Consider the following 17,654-nt stretch of genomic DNA (forward strand, 5'->3'; position numbering starts at 1 on the left):
TCCGCGTACAAGACCGAAGACGAGCAGGCCACCCTCTGCTACAAGGTCCTCTCCGCCCAGCAGGCCGTCATCAAGGACAACTCGGTGAACGGCTACACCGTCAAGCCCTCCGACATCCCCGCCGACGCCGTCACCTCCTCCGGCTCCGGCCTCGACCCGCACATCTCCCCGACGTACGCGAAACTCCAGACCCACCGCGTCGCCGAGAAGAACCACCTCGACCTCGCCGCCGTCGACAAGCTCGTCACCGAGAACACCGACAGTCGCACCCTCGGCTTCCTCGGCGAGCCCCGCGTCAACGTCCTCAAGCTCAACCTCGCCCTCAAGACCCTGGTGAACAAGGGCTGATGGGCTTAGCAACCGCACCACGCGGCAGCGGGCGGGACCCCGTTCAGACAGGGTCCCACCCACTGCCACCGTATCGACAGGAAGGCCGCACGCCGATGAGTCGGGTGCTGGTGGTGGAGGACGACCCTCAACTCGTCCGGGCCCTCGTGATCAACCTTCAGGCGCGGGAGTTCGGGGTCGACGCCGCCCCCGACGGCGCCAGCGCACTCCGTCTCGCGGCGGCGCGCCAGCCGGATGCGATCCTGCTCGATCTCGGACTGCCCGACATGGACGGCATAGACGTGATCAAGGCGTTGCGCGCCTGGACCGGGGCACCCGTCCTCGTCCTCTCCGCGCGCCGCAGTTCGCCCGAGAAGATAGAGGCCTTCGAGGCGGGGGCGGACGACTACCTCACCAAACCGTTCAGCATGGACGAGCTGCTGGCCAGGCTCCGGGCCTCCCTGCGCCGTACGAACCCGGGCCGCGAGGCGCCCGAGGCGGCGGCGGTCGTCGACACCGGGGACTTCTCGGTGAACCTGGTGGCCAAGAAGGTGAGCCGGGGCGGCCGGGACATACGGCTCACGCCCACCGAGTGGCAGCTCCTCGAAATACTCATCTGCAACCCGGGCCGCCTCATCTCCCAGCGCCGCCTCCTCCAGGACGTCTGGGGCCCGGCCCACGCCAGGAACTCCAACTACCTCCGGGTCTACATGGCCCAGCTCCGGCGCAAGCTGGAACCCGACCCCTCCCACCCCCGGTATCTCATCACCGAACCCGGCATGGGCTACCGCTTCGAGGCATGAGAGACACACGACAGCCATGGGACGCGGCACACGCAGCGGAAGCGGCACACGCGGCAAACTCAGGATCTACCTCGGTGCGGCACCGGGCGTCGGCAAGACGTACGCCATGCTCTCCGAGGCCCACCGCAGGGTCGAGCGCGGCACCGACTGCGTCGTCGCCTTCGTGGAGCACCACAACCGCGCCCGTACGGAGACCATGCTGCACGGCCTGGAACAGGTCGAGCGGCGTGAACTCACCCACCGGGGTGCGGTGTTCACCGAGATGGACGTCGACGAGGTCCTGAGCCGCCGGCCCGTAGTCGCCCTCGTCGACGAGCTCGCCCACACCAATGTCCCCGGCTCGCGCAACGCCAAGCGCTGGCAGGACGTCGAGGAACTCCTCGCTGCCGGAATCGACGTCGTCTCCTCCCTCAACATCCAGCACCTGGAGTCCCTGGGCGACGTTGTCGAGTCGATAACGGGGGTGCGTCAGCGCGAGACCGTACCCGACGAAGTGGTCCGTCGTGCCGACCAGATCGAGCTGGTCGACATGTCGCCGCAGGCGCTGCGCCGCCGCATGGCCCACGGCAACATCTACAAGCCCGACAAGATCGACGCGGCCCTCTCCAACTACTTCCGGCCCGGAAACCTCACCGCCCTGCGGGAGTTGGCGCTGCTGTGGACCGCCGACCGGGTGGACGAGTACCTCCAGGAGTACCGGACCGACCATCAGGTCTCCACGATCTGGGGCTCGCGCGAGCGGATCGTCGTCGGTCTGACCGGTGGGCCCGAGGGCCGTACTCTCGTACGTCGTGCCGTGCGGCTCGCCGAGAAAGGTGCGGGCGGCGAGGTCCTCGCCGTCTACATCGGCCGCAGCGACGGCCTCACCTCCGCCTCGCCCAAGGAACTCGCCGTCCAGCGCACCCTGGTGGAGGAACTCGGCGGCACCTTCCATCACGTCATCGGTGACGACATACCGGCCTCGCTGCTGGAGTTCGCGCGGGGTGTCAACGCCACGCAGATCGTGCTGGGGGTCAGTCGGCGAAGAAGCTGGCAGTACGTTCTGGGGCCCGGGGTGAGTTCCACCGTCGCCCGGGAGTCGGGGCCCGACCTCGACGTGCACATCGTCACCCACGACGAGGCCGGGGCGGGGCGCCGCCGTCCGCTGCCGGCCGCGCGCGGTGCCCGGCTCGGCCGCCACCGCACCCTGTGGGGGTGGCTCACCGGCCTCGGCGGACCGGTCCTCCTCACCCTGCTCCTGAGCACGTTCGCGCCCGAAGTCGGCCTGGCGAACGACATGTTGCTGTATCTGTCCGTGACGATCGCCGCCGCCCTGCTCGGCGGACTGCTGCCCGCGCTCGCCTCGGCGGTCGTCGGCTCGCTCCTGCTCAACTGGTTCTTCACGCCGCCCGTCGGGCAGCTGACCATCAGCGACCCCAAGAACATCGTCGCCCTCGCGGTCTTCGTGACGATCGCCTTCGCGGTGGCCTCCGTCGTGGACCTCGCCGCCCGCCGCACCCACCAGGCCGCCCGGCTGCGCGCCGAGTCCGAGATCCTCTCCTTCCTCGCGGGCAGCGTCCTGCGCGGCGAGACGACGCTCGACGCGCTGCTGGAGCGGGTGCGGGAGACCTTCGGGATGGAGTCCGTGGCCCTGCTGGAGCGGGAGAGCGACGTCGAGCCGTGGACCTGTGTCGGCAGCACCGGGCCCGCCCCCGTCGACCGTCCCGAGCTTGCCGACGTCGAGATGCCGGTCGGCGATCACCTCGCGCTCGCACTGTCCGGGCGGGTCCTCCCGGCCGAGGACCGGCGCGTCCTCGGTGCCTTCGCGGCGCAGGCCGTCGTCGTACTGGACCGTCAGCGTCTGGTCGGTCAGGCCGAGGACGCCCGGCGGCTCGCCCAGGACAACAAGATCCGCACTTCCCTGCTCGCCGCCGTCAGCCACGACCTGCGCACCCCGCTCGCCGCCATCAAGGCCGCCGTCACGTCCCTGCGCTCCGACGACATCGCCTGGTCGGCGTCGGACGAGGCGGAACTCCTCGCGGGCATCGAGGCGGGTGCCGACCGACTCGACCACCTCGTAGGGAACCTCCTGGACATGTCCCGGCTCCAGACCGGGACCGTCACCCCGCTCGTCCGCACCATCGACCTGGACGAAGTCGTCCCGATGGCGCTCGTCGGCATCCCCGACGACAGCGTCCTCCTCGACATCCCGGAAACCCTGCCCATGGTCCGGGCGGACAAGGGGCTGCTGGAGCGGGTCGTCGCGAACGTCGTCGAGAACGCCGTCAAGTACAGCCCCGAGGACACCCCCGTCCTGGTCGCCGCGAGCGCGCTGGCCGACCGGGTCGAACTCCGCGTGACCGACCGGGGTCCCGGCGTCCCCGACGAGGCGAAGGACCGTATCTTCGAGGCTTTCCAGCGGTACGGGGACTCCCCGCGCGGCGCCGGAGTCGGCCTCGGTCTCGCGGTCGCCCGGGGCTTCGTCGAGGCGATGGACGGCACCCTCGCCGCCGAGGACACGCCCGGCGGGGGCCTCACCATGGTCCTCACCCTGCGCACCGAGTCCGGCTTTCCCGTCTCCCTCGCCCCTGTGGCGGAGGGGCCGCCTCCGCCCCTTTCCCTGTAGCCCTCTTGGGCGGCGGGGCCGCCCCCCGGGGGCGGGACGGGCGGGCAAGGGGGCGGCCCCTCCCGCTCCCGGCCCGCCAGGGTGCCGCCCCCGCCCACACCTTGCACGCGGGGTGCGCTTGGCCCGGGGCCCACGGGGCGCTTCCCGGTACCGGGCAGGTGAAGCTCCGGCCCGCTGGGCCATGGGGTCCCCAGCCCCGCCCCTTCACCTAAACCCGCGGGGGCAATTGCACGGTTCCGTGCGGGTGCGTCGTGGCTGGGCGCGCAGTTCCCCGCGCCCCTGAAGGGGCGCGGTAGAGCAAGCGGCCCGCACGGGAAGGGCGCGCCCGCGCGGCGGAGCCGCACGTCGGCACACCCCCGCGCCCCTGAAGAGGCGCGCCCGCGGGGTGGAGCCGTAAGTGCAGCACAGCCCCGCGCCCCTTCAGGGGCACAGCCGTGAGGCCCTGACCGGGGCGGCGGTCCGGCCCCGTCAAGCGGCCGTCAGAAGCGTGCACCGTGGCGTCAGAGCGCCGTCAACGGGCGCAGCCCTGCGCCCCGTAGCGGCAGAGGATTGCCGATCAGGGGGAGCGGACGGCCGTCCGCGCCGTGTGAGGTTGGAGGGCGCGTGTCCATCACCGCCGAAGAAGCGCGGAGTCCGGGCGTGGGGGCCCGGACCGAAGCGGACACACAGCGCGGGACGGTCGTGCGCGAGGTGGGACCCCCCGGCACCGAGCCACCAGGAAGGCCGGTGCCGGGCGGCCCGCAGCCCCAACGGCCGCGAATCGGGGCATGGTTGAGGACTCGTCGGGCGACGCTCCCGGCCCGTCTGCGACTGCTCCGTACAGCGGTCCTGGCACTGGCAGGCGCGCTGCTGATCCTCCTGGCCACCGGCGGCCTCGCGCTCTCGTCCTCGCTGGAGGCCATCGCCGAGAGGCACGTTCCGCGCATCACGAGCGCCGCCGGGTTGAACCTGGCGCTCAACGACATGGACGCCCAGGCCGCCAACACCCTCCTCGCCAGCGGCGACGCGGGCGCCGGACGCCTGGCCACTCCGTACCGCAAAGCCCTTGAGCTGTACGGCACTTCGAGGCGCACCATCAGCCGTGAGCTGCGCACGCTCGCCGTCGCCGCCGACGGCGACCCGCACGCCTCGCGGACCGTCGAGGCCCTCACCGAGAACTTCGCCCGCTACCAGGAGTTCATCGGCCGCGCCTTGGAGAACGACGGCCGCCCCGCCGGCAAGCAGCCCGCCCGCGACGACTACCACGCCGCCACCGAACTCCTCCGCACCCAACTCCTCCCTGAATCAAGGGAGTTGACCGACGTCAACAACCGCACCTACACCGCCGAGGTCACCTCCGCCCGGGACCGCATCACCGTCGAGTGCGCCGTCGCCCTCCTCCTCGGCGTCACCCTCCTCGCCCTCCTGGTCGGCCTCCAGCTCCACCTGGCCCGCCGCTTCCAGCGCATCCTCAACCCGCCCCTGCTGGCCGCCACCTTCGCCACGCTCCTCGCCCTGACCTTCGGCGGCCACGTCCTGCTCTCCTCCTCCGAGCAGTTGCGGATCGCCCGCCACGACGCCTTCGACTCGGTCGTCGCCCTCTCCCGGGCGCGCGCCACCGCGTACGACCTGAACGCCGACGAGAGCCGCTACCTTCTGTTCGCCGATCGCCGGGACACGTACGAGTGCTCGTACTTCGCCAAGTCCCAGAACCTGTACGAGATTCGGGGCGCGACCTTCGGCACGTACAACAACGACCTCTCCCGCACCTGGGCCGCCTACCGCGCCGACCGCACCGACCTGCGCTTCGGCGGCGAGTTCCGGCGCGAGCTGGACAACATCACCTTCCCCGGCGAACGCGAGGCCGCCGAGCGCACGGTGGCGGCCTACGCCGTCTACCAGCGCGACGACCGCACCCTGCGCGCCCTGGTCGCCCAGGGCAAGGAGCGCGAGGCCGTCGCCTTCGGCATCGGCTGGCAGGAAGGTCAGTCCAACGCCCACTTCGGCGCCTGGACGACCGCCCTCGACCGGGCCATCGCCATCAACCGCACCCACTACGAACAGGCCACCGCCGAAGGGCGCTCCCTCCTGGCCGGCCCCCTCCTGCTCGCGGGCGGCACGCTCGTTGCAGCAGCGGCGCTGACCGTTCTCGGGCTGCGACCGCGGCTGAGGGGGTTCAGCAACCCGTGACCACTCCAGGCTGATCTCCCGGGGGTACCCGGCGGAACGGTGGCCGTTGGCCTCGATCCACAGGCCCAGTGCCTGCGCCGTCGGCAGGACCGCGGCCATCGGGCCCCGGTGGGCGACCGTGGCGGCCGACTCCACCGTCCCTCGCTCTCGATCAGGCTCTCGGTGGACCGGGTCCCCGCTCCGGCCGGTCCGGCCGGGCGGGGACCCGCCGGTGAAGTGCTGTCTCCGGGTTGAGGGCCTCACACGGTGTCAGGGTCGAGCGCCGTCCGTACCGTCTTCCCCCGGACCGCCCAGCCCCGCCGCAGCCGGGTCGAGCACCCGGGCCAGGAAGGAGCGGGTGCGGGCGTGCGTCGGCGAGTCGATCACCTGTTCCGGCGGGCCCTCCTCGACGATGACGCCGCCGTCCATGAAGACCACCCGGTCGGCGACCTCCCTCGCGAAGCTCATCTCGTGCGTGACGACGAGCATCGTCATGCCCTCGTCGGCCAGCGAGCGCATCACCGCCAGCACGTCGCCGACCAGCTCCGGGTCGAGAGCGGAGGTCGGCTCGTCGAAGAGCATCAGCTGCGGGTCCATCGCCAACGCCCGTGCGATGGCGACGCGTTGCTGCTGCCCGCCGGAGAGCTTCGCCGGGTAGACGGCCTCCTTGTCGGTGAGGCCGACGCGGGCCAGCCGGTCCCGCCCGATGCGGGCCGCCTCCGCCTTGTCCCGTCCCAGCACGCGACGCTGAGGGAGCGTCAGATTTTCCAGGGCGGTCAGATGCGGGAAGAGGTTGAAGGACTGGAAGACCATGCCGATGCCCCGACGCACCCGGTCGATGTCCACGTCCGGGTCGGTGACCTCGTCGCCCGCCACCCACACCGTGCCCGAGGTCGGCTCCTCCAGCAGGTTCACGCACCGCAGCAGCGTCGACTTCCCGGACCCCGAGGGTCCGATGACGCACACCACTTCGCCGTACGCGACGCTGAAGTCGATGCCCGAGAGCACCTCCAGCGCCCCGAACGACTTGTGCAGGTCACGCACTTCGATCGCGGCCCCGTGCTCCTTGTCCTCCCTCGAAGACTTCTCCACCCCACTCACCTCGCCCTCGCCGTGCTCGCTTCGAGCCGCCGGACGAGATGGCCCAGCGGCAGGGTGATCACCAGGTAGCAGAGCCCGGCGATCAGGATCGGGGTCAGGCTGCGGTTCTGGTTCAGCGCGTCCCTGCCGAACTTCGCCAGCTCGTACTGCGACAGCGACAGCCCCAGCAGATACACCAGCGACGAATCCTTCGTCAGCAGGATCAACTCGTTGGTGAGCGGCGGCAGTACGATCCGCAGCGCCTGCGGGATGACGATCGACACCATCGCCCTGCCCTGCGACATCCCGAGCGAACGGGCCGCCTCCGTCTGCCCCTTGGGCACGGCGAGGATGCCCGCCCGGATCGTCTCCGCCATGTACGCGGCGCCCACCAGACCGAGGGCCAGCATGACCGTCACGTACTGGTTGAGCGACACCTGGAAGGCCAGCGGTACGCCGAAGCCGAGCGCGATGAAGACCAGCAGCGCGGGCACCCCGCGGAAGAACTCGATGTACGCGACGGCCAGCCACCGGTACGGCGGCACCTTCGACAGCCGCATCAGCGCGAGCAGCAGCCCGAGGGCCAGACCGAAGCCGAAGCCGAGCAGGGTGTACAGGACGGTGTTGACCAGCGCGGTGGTGATGATCTCGGGGAACTGGGCCTTGGCGACCTCGACGTCGAAGAAGGCGCGCCGGATCTCGCCCCAGTCGGCGGCCAGGGCGACCACGAGCACGACGACGAGCAGTACGGCGTACTGAACACCCCGCACGACCCGGGTCCGTTGCCTTCGGGACATGGACTTGGACTTCGGTGCGGACTTGGGCGTGGGCGTGGGCGCGGACTTGGGCGTGGACATCGGCGGAGGCCCCTCACTGCTTCTTGGGAGCGGCGGGGAACCACTTCTTGTAGATCGCGTCGTAACGACCGTCCGCCCGCGCCGCCTTGACCGCCTTGTCGATCTCTTGACGCAGGGCCGTGTTCCCGGTCTTCACCCCGATCCCGTACTTCTCGCCCGTGTCGAACTCGGCGGTGACGGCGGTGTCGGCGTTCTTTCGTACGTACTCGAAGAGCACGCCGTTGTCGTTGATCCCGGCGTCCACCTGCCCCGTCTTCACGGCGGTCAGCAGCAGCGCCACGTCCTCGAACTGCACCGTCTCGACGCCCGCGCCGTTCTTCTTCGCGTACGTCTCACCGGTCGTCCCCTGCTGAACACCCAGCTTCTTCCCCTTCAGGCTCGCAAGGGAGGTGTAGGGCGACCCCTTCTTCGCGATCAGGGCCTGGGTGGCGTCGAAGTACGGCCCCGAGAAGTCGAGGTTCTGCTCGCGCACCGCGGTGATGGTCATCCCGGCGGCCGCGAGGTCGCACTTGCCGGCGTTCAGGTCCTCGCCGGTCTGAATCCCCTCGAAGGGCGTGTCGACGATCTCCTGGGTGACGCCCAGCTCCTTGGCGACCAGATCGACGATGTCGACATCGAAGCCGACCACCTTGTTGTCCTTGCGGAACTGGAAGGGCTCGTACGGAAGATGGGTGCAGGTCGTGAGCTTGCCCTCCTTGACGAGGGCGACCCCGGACCCGCCGGAGCCGGTGTTCTTCGTACTCGTACAGCCGGTCGCTAAGACAACCACAGCGGTGACGGCAGTGACGAGGGGCAGCACGGTGCGAGCGGACAAAACGCCTCCAGACGAGAGGTTCGGCCGACACCCGGGGGCGGGCCTCACGGAATCGTGGTGCGGTTGCGGTGCTGTGGTGCTGTGGTGCTCCGGTGCGCGTGCGTTGCGCCGATCTTGCCATCGCGGGTGCCGGATGTCTCCACCAAGCACGTGCGGAGCCCGCCCCGGGCCCAGTAGCGTCGAGAGGGACGACGAGGAGGCGACCATGACCGCACAACCCGAACACCACCACCGGCCCGTCCCCGCACCGCCCATGACCACCGTCCGCGAACTCCGCCTGGCCCTGCGGACGTACGGGACGTCCGCCGAGGTGGACGAGTTCGAGGAACGGCTGGCCGACGCCGACCTCGACGACCTCACCCAGGCCCGCCGCCTCGTCCAACGCTACCGGCACCGGGTCCTGCTGCGCTGCGACCCCGAGGGCGCGGCCGCCCTGGCCCGTACCGACGACGACGTCGCCGCCGAGCTCCGCCGCAGGCTCGACGCGAAGGCCGGCGGCCGGTGACCCACGCCTTCTACTCCGACGCCGCCGAGAAGGCCCGCCTGGACCTGAGCCCGCGCGAACGCGCCGCCGTCGAGGACGTCCGGCTGTCTCTGGAGTCGGCCCCCGGGCGCGGCGAGTCGGTCCCCGACTCCGGTCCGGGTTCGTCCTCGTACGTCGTCGAACTGCTTCCCGAGGAGACCGGCGGCCGCGGCATCTCCGTCCTGTACCGGTACGACGGCGCGCTGGACGCGGCGCTGATCACGTATCTGGTGGCCGGGCCCTGAGCGGGTGACCGGAGCCGGCCGATGACGCCGTGATGTGCCGGGGCGCTAGTAGCCGCCGTCGTCCTCGCGTTCCTCCTCGGGGGTGCGTCGGATGCGCCAGGCGGCGAAGGCGGCTCCCAAAGCTCCGCCCACGAGCACTCCCGCGCCCTGCACGACGGTGCTCGTCGTCAGCAAGGAGACGACCAGGCCGGTCACGAAAACCCCCACCATCGCATGCACCACGACAATGAACGCCGCCGCGAATCTGCGGTCCCGCAGCGGCGGTATGCCTCCGTTCACCGGCGCGCTCCGGGGAAGGTGCGGCTGTGGTGGTGCATGAGGTTCTCCATTCGTTCGGTGCGCATGCTGATCGTCCGGTGCGCCTGCCGAATGTCCGGTGCCTCGGCAGAAGCGGAATATGCGCAGGCGGCTCTCAGGCGACCGAGAGCAGGTCGACCACGAAGAGGAGGGTGGAGTGGGGCGGGATGAGCGAGGTGGGGGACTCCTTGCCGTAGCCGAGGCGCGGGGGGACGGCGATCTCGCGGCGGCCGCCCACGCGCATGCCGCGGATTCCCCGGTCCAGGCCCTTGATGGCCCGGCCGCCGCCCACCGCGAACTTGAACGGCTCGTCCCGGTCCCAGGAGGCGTCGAACTCCTTGCCGGAGGCGAAGGTGATCCCTACGTAGTGGATGCGTACGACCCGGCCCGGCTTCGCCTCGGGCCCGTCCCCGACGACGAGGTCACGGACGGTCAGCTCCTCGGGGGCGGCGCCCTCGGGGAGTTCGACGTCGGGCTTGGTGGGTTCCGGGGTCATGGTGGCCTCGTGGTTCGTGGTCGGGCGTGGGCATGGGTGTTCGGACCCATTGTCAGTGGGTGCACCTACAGTCTCTTTCCATCGTCACGGTGCGTTGCCGCTGGCGGGTTTCATCAGCGTGCCGTCGTTCGGCGGCGGGCCGTGACACAGGGGAGAGCAGGCGCATGGGGTGGGTTCCGGCGGGCGACTACGAAGTCGCCCTGGAGGCGGGCAAGGTGGTCTGCCGCAACGGGAAGGGCCGACGGCTGAAGTCCGTACCGGCCAAGGTGAAGGACGACCCGGCGGTCGTCGGGCTCCGGCAGCTGACCGAGTGGCTGGAGTGGCACGAGCGTCAGTGCCTGACCGACGTGGAGCAGTGGATGGTGCGTTCGCTGCCCGTTCCCACGGCCGTGCTCGCCCGGGTCTGGCCCGATCCGGCCTGGCAGGCGGCCCTGCGGGACGTGGTGGTCTGCGGCGCGGACGGCGGGATCGCCGGATTCCTGCGCGACGTCGACCCCGACCGCGGACTCGGCCTCGTCGACCTGGACGGCGACACCGTCCGCATCACCCCGGACGTCGTCAGCGTGCCCCACCCGGTGCTCCTCGACGACCTGGAGGAATTGCGGGAATTCGCGGTCGAGCTGGGGGTGGGGCAGAACGTCGAGCAGTTGTTCCGCGAGGTGTGGCGCCGCCCGGCCGCTCTCGCCCCGGACACCACCTCCGTGGACACCTACGCGGGCGGCGTGTTCAAGCAACTGCGCTTCCTGCACGGCCGCGTCACCCAGCTCGGCTACCGCTCGCGCGGCGGCTACGCGGTCTGCCCGGTCGTCGAGGACGGCAGGACCGTCGAGGCGCGCATCTGGATCGGCGAGCACGACGGCTACAGCGAGTACGACACCGAAACGGGCCCGCTGGGCTGGACCGACCCCGCGGGGCGCGCGCTGACGGCCGCCGAGGTCGGCCCCGTCGCGTGGTCCGAGGGCATGCGCATGGCGGCGGCGCTCTACGCGGGCCGCGACGTCGAGGACGAGGAGCGGGCGGCATGAGCACTACGACGAGCACTTCTGCGGGCACGGGCGCGGGGCTTCTCACGGACGCGGGCACGGGGACCCTCACGGGCACGGACGCGGGCGTGGTGTCCCTCCCCGCCCAGGCCCCGGCGGAGAGCACTGCCCCCGCCGCCGCAGCCCTGCTGGACGCCGGCGCGATCCTCCCCGCCGGGACCACCGACCGGGACGACGCCGACGCGCTCACCGCCCGCACCTACACCCACACCGCCCTCGGCGACCGCCCCGTGGTCCGCCTCGTGCCCGGCACCCTCGGTGAGGCCGAGGACCTCGCCCTGGAGTTCCTCGGGCTGGCCCGGACCACCGAGGCCCCGGTCGTCGGCCAGGTGCGCCGCGAGACGCTCGGCTTCCCGGCCTGGGCACTGGTCAACGACCCGGCCAACGGACACCACGCCCTGGCCCTGGTCAAGGACATCGAACGGCTGGGACGACAGGCCAAGACCCGTGCCGGAGCGGCCAAGGAGGGCTTCGACGAACTGGGCACCCGGCTCGGCCGGGCCGTGCCCCACTTCCTGCCCACCTTCTACGAACAGGTGGCCCGCCTCTTCCTCCAGGCCGAGAACACCTCCTACGCCGCCTCCTTCTTCGGCAAGGCCCGCGAGGCCGAGCGGGTGCACGGGCTGACCGTCGACGAGGACCGGCAGCGGGCCGTCTTCCTGGAGTTCGCCTTCGCCGGTGCGCTGACCGTCAAGGCGCTGCGCCAGTACGTACGCGACCTGGCCGCCCGGCTCGAACCGGCCGACGCCTGGGCGCAGTTCCGCAGGCTGCTGGTCGAGCGCTGCGCGGCCGGGATGCCGCCGTACGCGGCGCTGCCGCAGGACGTGCGCGCACTGGTCAAGGCCGCCGGTCTCGACCGCGACCGTGCCGAACGCGAGCTGGTGGGCGACCTCATCGGATCCCCCGGAGTCGTCCGCGCCCCCGCCTCCTTCTGGACGGCCTACCGTTCCGCGCTCGTCGCCCTCGCCCGCGAGGACGAGGCCGTACGGATCAGGCTCCTCGGCTTCTTCCCGGAGACCTTCAGCGAGAGCGGCCGGGACGGCGACGGCGAGTCCCAGTGGCTGGCGCTGCTGGCCGAGTGCGGTGCGGAAGACCTGCTGACCGGCACCTTTGCCTCCGCCGGAGCGGTCTCCCCGGCGGACTGGCTCGCCCGCTGGGAGACACACCGCAGGCGCAACCGGGCCGTCCCCGCCCGCAGCCCGCAGACCCTCGACCTGACCGCCCGGATGACGGACCGGCTGCGCGCCGACCAGGACCCCGTCGAGCTGTTCCACGGCCGCTGGCAGCGCCACGCCGACCTGGACCTCCTCGACCTCTGCCTGGCCTCCGGCATCCCCGTCACCGAGCCGGACGAGCACGACACGTCCACCGCGCAGCCGCCCTCCGTCGCGGTCGATTCGTGGCTCACCGACACCACACCCGGCGCACGCGACCTCACCGCCGTCGCCGAACAGCCCTTCTTCCGCGCCCTGCTGAGCCGGAACGTCGGCAGCCTCGGCGACCGACGCCACCAGCGGTCGAACGACTCCGGCCTGGCGAAGCTGGTGACACACCCGGTGCTCTCGGAGATCCTCCGGGAGTGGCTCACCGCCCGCGCCCAGGAGTACACGGCCGCGCGCGGACTCCCCGGGCTGCGCGTCGCCCTGCACCAGCTCTCGGCGTTCCGTCCCGTGGTCGCCGACGTCGCCCCGGAGGTCGTTCGACTCCTCCAGGGCCACGACGTCGTACCGCTGCTCGCGTCCACCCTGCGCACCGGCGTCCTCGACGAACTGGGCTGGCCCGCACTCGACGCGACCTACGCCGAACTGGCCGCCGAGGTCGCCCAGGCCACCGCCACCCGGCAGCGGCAGTACCACTCCGAGAGCGTCGGCGTCACCGGCTCCTGGCCCGCGCTCATCCTGCACACCCTCGAACGGGCCGTCGTCGTCGGCCCCGACGGCGTGCTGCTGAAGCACACCCTCCAGGTGCCCACCACCGTCGACCCCTGGCGGACGCATGCATTCCGTTACGTCGACGGGGAGCTGCTGGTCCTGTGGTGGGAGGACGGCAAGCAGCGCGGCTACTGGTCGCACCGCCCCGCCGAGGTGTTCACCGTCGGCGGCCAGCACCTCTCCCGCTGGGCAGCCTCCGAGGAAGTCTGCCTGCCGCTGCCCGGCGGCGGCCGCGCCACCGGCGGCAAGGCCCTCCACGCGGGCGACACCACCCTGCCGCCCGAGCGCGCCGTGATCTCCGACGGCACCGGCCTCTGGCGGGAGGGCCACCAGGGCACCCGGCGGGTGTGGCTGGAGTACGACCCGGCCACCGGCACGCACGGCCGCGCCTCCCTCCCCGCCTTCCTCGGCTCCGGAGTGCAGGACGGCACCCGACTGCTCGCCGAGCACTGCCAGGTGCTGCCCCTCCAGCCCGGCCTGGAGCACACCCCGTTCGGCACGGACGGCACGGTCCTGGGCCGCTGGGTCCGCCGCACGGTCACCGAACCCGGCACGGCCGAGCCCGCCGACGGGCACCGGATCGTCGCCGGGACCCCCGACGGCCGCACCGTCGCCCTGCCGGAGCCGCTCTCCGACGGCGTTTCCCGGGTGCCGCTGGGCGCACTCGCCCTGCCCGGCGGTGCACGGCCGGTCGCGGCCCGGAACAACCGCTACGTCGAAGCGCACCCGGCGGACACGGACGGCACCGGCGGCAGCCTGTGGTCCGTCTGCACCGAGTCCCGCGGCGGGAACGACGCGGCGGGCACCCCCTACGTGCCCCCGGTCGCCTACTGGCACGCCCTGCGCCCGAGGGACGAACACGGCTCCGCCGCACTGCGGAACCTCACCGACTCCCGGGCGGCGGAGCTGTTCGAGAAGGTCGCCGCCGAGGTCGCCCGGCACCGGGAGGCGTTCCGGGCCGCCGAGAAGTACACCGGGCCCTCGGTGCAGGAGATGAGCGAGGAGGCCGTCGCCGAGGTGCTGCCCGAGGTGACCGACGCACGGCTCCGCACGGGCGTCACCGCGCTCGTCCGCAACGCGGTGGAGCGGGCCGCCGCGGCCGCCCGCTACCTCGAACCGCCCAAGCCCGCGCAGCCGGCGGCTCCCCGCGACTCCGCACGCACCCGGGGCATGTTCTTCGACCACGAGCCCGAGCACGCCGACGACACCACCCTGCGCGAGGCCACCGCCTGGGACTCCGAGCGGATCCACATCAGTTGGTGGGGAGCGGGACGCCACTGGACCACGATCCGGCAGATCCTCGCCGTCAACCACGTCCTCGGCGGCGAGCCCGCGTTCGGCCCGCCCGTGCCGGACAAGTCCCCGTTCACCTCCGTCGACGGCTGGCAGCGGGACGCGCACACCGTGCTCAGCGACTCCCAGGACTGGACCTCCCTCCTCGACAGGCTGCCCCAACTGGCCTACCGGGCCGCCTCGGAGACCACCACCCCCGAGCACCGCGCCGCGCTCCTCGTCCTGCTGGAAACACTCGCCGCGGGCCCGCTGGCCGACCCGGCGGGCACGGTCCGGCAGGTGGAACTCGTCGAGCCCGTCCCGGCCGGCACGTCCGGTTCGGGACACCGGGACGCCGTGGTCCGCCTCGGGCAGGTACTGCGCCGAGGCGCCCGTACGGTCGTGGTCGTCGCAAACCGGGGCTGGAACGAACGCAGCGACGCGGCACACTGGCTCGCCCTGGACCACGACCCGACCGGCGCCTTCGGCCCCGTGCCCGGCTTCACCCGGGACCACGAGCGCGTATTCGGACACGGCGTCTCCCGTGACCGGCTCACCCGGCTCGTCGCGCTCGTACGGGAGCAGGGCCCGGCACCCTGGCGTCCGGAAGCCGCAGAGGCGTTCCACACGGCCACCGGAATCGGGCCCCTCCAGTCCGCCGCCCTGCTGTCGGCAGCCGTCGACGAACCCGGCCCCGAGGCGCTCGCCGTGCTCGCGGTGAAGACCCGCGCCCTCGAAGCCGCGCAGGCCAGGCTGGGCGCCCTGCCGCACGACGACCGGCACGCCCTGCTGCGGGCACTGCTGCCCGCCGACCCGGCCGAGCTGTGGTCGACGGGCCCCGACGTCCGGGCCGCCGCCGAGGTCTGGCAGGAGCGCCTGGGCGCCCTCGTCCGCGTTCCCGAGGAACTGGACCTCGACCTGTCGGGCACCACCCCGAGCGCCGTCGACCTGGTCCTCAACGCGGGCACCCGGACCTGGCTCACCCACGGCACCGACGTCCCCGGCAACACCGGCCGACCGGCTCTGCGCCGGGTCGAAGCACGCGGCGCGCTCCTCACGGCCTGGACCGCCCTGCGCACCCTTGCCTACACGCTGCCGTACGGGCACCCCCTGCGGGCACACCTGCCCGCAGGGCTCGCAGTCCTGCGCGAACGTCTCGCCGACCCGCGCCTGGTGCTCGAACTCGGCCTGGACTGGACCGAGTCGGGGCACTCCATCGGCCCCGCGATCCGTACCGCCCACGGACTCCCCGAGTCCGGCGGCGCGGAGGCCGACGGCCTGGTCCGGGCAGGTACGGCGCTGCTCCTGGCCCCCGCCCACCGTGACTACGAGCGGCTGCTGATCCGTCCGGCCGGCCTGGCAGGACCGGACGACCCGGCGTTCGGGCTGGTCGCGGGGACCGTCGGAGCGCACAGCACCGGTGATCTGTTCGCCCTGCGCGCGCTGCTGGGCGAGGAGGCCGAGGCGCTGGTCTCGGCGGGTGCTCCCGGCGGCGCTCCGGCCTCGACGGGTGCGTCCGACGGCTCCCCGGCCTCGGTGGACGCGTCCGGCGACCCCGCGCACCACCCGGGCCAGGACCCGACACGTACCGTGCCCGGTCTGGTTGCCGAAGCCGGCGACGCCCTCGGCCTCGGCGCGGACGCCGCCGCCCTGTACCTGATGCTGCTGGCCCTGCCCGACCCGACGGACCGCAACATCGTCCGCTGGACGGAGTGGAAGCCCGCCCGGATCAAGAAGGCCTGTGCTGAGCTCGCCGCCACCGACCTCGTCGTGGAGGCGAAGCGCTCCCGGGCCGGCCGGACCCTCTTCCTGCCCTGCGGCTGGCTCGAACGCAGTGCCCCCGGGCTGCCGTTGGAGACCTGGAAGGAACGCCTGTACCCCGTGACGGGGTCCACCCGGACCCTGCCCGACCTCCCCGTGCCCGCGCTGTACGCAGCCGCCTGGGCACGGGTGCGCGGCGGCGACGCCCCCGCCTTCGAAGAACTGGACACCCGCGCACCCCGGAAGGGCCGCCGCCGATGACGAACGACACCACAACCACCACGACCACCGACCTCCCCGGCGGGGAACACCGCCAGGTCACCCTGCCCGAGGACCGGTACGCCACCGAGCTGGCCTTCCTCGCCGCCCACGACACCGGGCCCCGGCCGCCCGGCTGGCTGCTCACCCCGCGTGCGGTCGTCACGTTCGTGACGGGCAGCGCGGGCGAGACGCTGAGCCTGCCGAAGGGGGCCAGGCCCGGGGCCGGGGTGCCCCGCCGTCTGGTGATCGAGCAGAAGTTCGTCGGCGAACGCGCCCTGGTCGAACGGTGCGTGGTCACCCTCGCCGGAGAGCGCGGACTGCTCCTCGTGGGCGAGCCCGGCACGGCCAAGTCCATGCTCTCCGAGCTGCTGTCGGCGGCCGTCTGCGGAACCAGCGCACTCACCGTGCAGGGCACCGCGGGCACCACCGAGGACCAGCTCAAGTACGGCTGGAACTACGCGCTGCTGCTCGCCCAGGGCCCCTCCCGGCAGGCCCTGGTGCCCTCGCCGGTGCTCACCGCCATGACCCGGGGAGCCGTCGCCCGCGTCGAGGAGGTCACCCGCTGCCTGCCGGAGGTGCAGGACGCCCTGGTCTCGCTGCTCTCCGAGCGGCGGATCGCGGTGCCCGAACTCGCGGGCGGCGAGGGCGCGCAGGTGCACGCGGCCCCCGGGTTCACCCTCATCGCCACCGCGAACCTGCGGGACAAGGGCGTCTCGGAGATGTCCGCCGCGCTCAAGCGCCGCTTCAACTTCGAGACGGTGGGCCCCATCGGGGACGTCGACGCCGAAACCGCGCTCGTCCGGCGCCAGTCGCAGGCGGCCGTCGAACGCGTGGGCGCCGCCTACCAGGTGGACGACGCGATCCTCGAAGCCCTCGTCACCGCCTTCCGGGACCTGCGCGAGGGCCGCTCCGTGGAGGGCTGGGAGGTCGAGCGGCCCTCGACGGTCATGAGCACGGCGGAGGCGGTCTCCGTCGCGGGCTCCCTGGGCCTGGCCGCCGCCTACTTCCCGGGCGACCGGGACGTGCTCTCCCTCCTGCCCGGCCACCTGCTCGGCGTGGTCCGCAAGGACGACCCCGCCGACGCGGCCCGGCTGCTGGGCTACTGGGACGGCCCGGTCCGCAGACGCGCCGAACAGGGCTCGGCCACCTGGCGCGCCCTGTGGGACCTGCGCACGGTGCTGGAGAACTGAC

Annotated in this window: 14 protein-coding genes; 9 read left to right on the plus strand and 5 right to left on the minus strand. The window is 72.4% G+C overall.

Annotated features, from left to right (window positions below; all coding sequences use genetic code 11):
- The 4 genes from IE269_RS33390 to IE269_RS33405 all read left to right on the plus strand — a co-directional run.
- Positions 1-348: potassium-transporting ATPase subunit C (locus tag IE269_RS33390; RefSeq protein ID WP_189827008.1), on the plus strand; the 348-nt coding region annotated here is incomplete at its 5' end.
- A gap of 95 nt (positions 349-443) precedes the next feature.
- A complete protein-coding gene (locus IE269_RS33395) occupies positions 444-1,130 on the plus strand; it encodes a response regulator (RefSeq protein WP_189827009.1) in 687 nt (228 codons plus the stop codon).
- A 16-nt stretch (positions 1,131-1,146) separates the two neighbouring features.
- On the plus strand, positions 1,147-3,735 hold the full coding sequence (locus IE269_RS33400) for a DUF4118 domain-containing protein (protein WP_189827010.1): 2,589 nt from the start codon (positions 1,147-1,149) through the stop codon (positions 3,733-3,735).
- A 771-nt stretch (positions 3,736-4,506) separates the two neighbouring features.
- The gene (locus IE269_RS33405) at positions 4,507-5,904 is read left to right on the plus strand and encodes a hypothetical protein (protein ID WP_189827011.1); all 1,398 of its coding nucleotides are present in this window, start codon (positions 4,507-4,509) and stop codon (positions 5,902-5,904) included.
- Between the two features lie 249 nt (positions 5,905-6,153).
- Here the strand turns inward: IE269_RS33405 and IE269_RS33410 are convergent, their stop codons facing one another.
- From IE269_RS33410 to IE269_RS33420, 3 genes are all read right to left on the minus strand, one after another.
- Complete coding sequence (locus IE269_RS33410) at positions 6,154-6,984, minus strand: amino acid ABC transporter ATP-binding protein (RefSeq protein ID WP_438817653.1); 831 nt, start codon at positions 6,982-6,984, stop codon at positions 6,154-6,156.
- Positions 6,981-7,760, minus strand: coding sequence for an amino acid ABC transporter permease (locus IE269_RS33415; protein ID WP_189827161.1), 780 nt, complete (start codon positions 7,758-7,760; stop codon positions 6,981-6,983). Before IE269_RS33415 ends, IE269_RS33410 begins: the two co-directional genes overlap by 4 nt.
- A 73-nt stretch (positions 7,761-7,833) precedes the next feature.
- Positions 7,834-8,634: an ABC transporter substrate-binding protein gene (locus IE269_RS33420; RefSeq protein WP_229898446.1), complete on the minus strand. Its 801-nt coding sequence runs from the start codon at positions 8,632-8,634 to the stop codon at positions 7,834-7,836.
- 205 nt (positions 8,635-8,839) lie between these two features.
- Between IE269_RS33420 and IE269_RS33425 the strand changes: the two genes are divergently transcribed.
- Both IE269_RS33425 and IE269_RS33430 read left to right on the plus strand, forming a co-directional pair.
- Positions 8,840-9,139, plus strand: coding sequence for a hypothetical protein (locus IE269_RS33425; protein ID WP_189827014.1), 300 nt, complete (start codon positions 8,840-8,842; stop codon positions 9,137-9,139).
- Positions 9,136-9,402 (plus strand): hypothetical protein, encoded by a 267-nt coding sequence (locus IE269_RS33430; RefSeq protein WP_189827015.1) that lies wholly within the window; start codon positions 9,136-9,138, stop codon positions 9,400-9,402. The genes IE269_RS33425 and IE269_RS33430 overlap by 4 nt, the downstream gene beginning before the upstream one ends.
- A 45-nt stretch (positions 9,403-9,447) precedes the next feature.
- On the opposite strand, the gene IE269_RS33435 is transcribed toward IE269_RS33430, so the two are convergent.
- Positions 9,448-9,681 carry a hypothetical protein gene (locus tag IE269_RS33435; RefSeq protein WP_189827016.1) on the minus strand — a complete coding sequence of 78 codons (234 nt, stop codon included), beginning with the start codon at positions 9,679-9,681 and terminating at the stop codon, positions 9,448-9,450.
- Between the two features lie 133 nt (positions 9,682-9,814).
- Positions 9,815-10,195, minus strand: a complete 381-nt coding sequence (locus IE269_RS33440) for an FKBP-type peptidyl-prolyl cis-trans isomerase (RefSeq protein WP_189827017.1) — start codon at positions 10,193-10,195, stop codon at positions 9,815-9,817.
- A 164-nt stretch (positions 10,196-10,359) separates the two neighbouring features.
- On the opposite strand from IE269_RS33440, the gene IE269_RS33445 reads away from it, so the two are divergent.
- The 3 genes from IE269_RS33445 to IE269_RS33455 are packed head-to-tail and all read left to right on the plus strand — an operon-like array spanning position 10,360 to position 17,653.
- Positions 10,360-11,220: a DUF4132 domain-containing protein gene (locus IE269_RS33445; RefSeq protein ID WP_189827018.1), complete on the plus strand. Its 861-nt coding sequence runs from the start codon at positions 10,360-10,362 to the stop codon at positions 11,218-11,220.
- Positions 11,217-16,463 carry a hypothetical protein gene (locus IE269_RS33450; protein WP_189827019.1) on the plus strand — a complete coding sequence of 1,749 codons (5,247 nt, stop codon included), beginning with the start codon at positions 11,217-11,219 and terminating at the stop codon, positions 16,461-16,463. The genes IE269_RS33445 and IE269_RS33450 overlap by 4 nt, the downstream gene beginning before the upstream one ends.
- Positions 16,460-17,653 carry an ATP-binding protein gene (locus IE269_RS33455; protein ID WP_189827020.1) on the plus strand — a complete coding sequence of 398 codons (1,194 nt, stop codon included), beginning with the start codon at positions 16,460-16,462 and terminating at the stop codon, positions 17,651-17,653. The genes IE269_RS33450 and IE269_RS33455 overlap by 4 nt, the downstream gene beginning before the upstream one ends.
- Position 17,654 lies beyond the last annotated feature (1 nt).

Origin of the sequence: Streptomyces spiroverticillatus (genome assembly GCA_014650415.1) — a bacterium.
Taxonomy (GTDB): domain Bacteria; phylum Actinomycetota; class Actinomycetes; order Streptomycetales; family Streptomycetaceae; genus Streptomyces; species Streptomyces spiroverticillatus.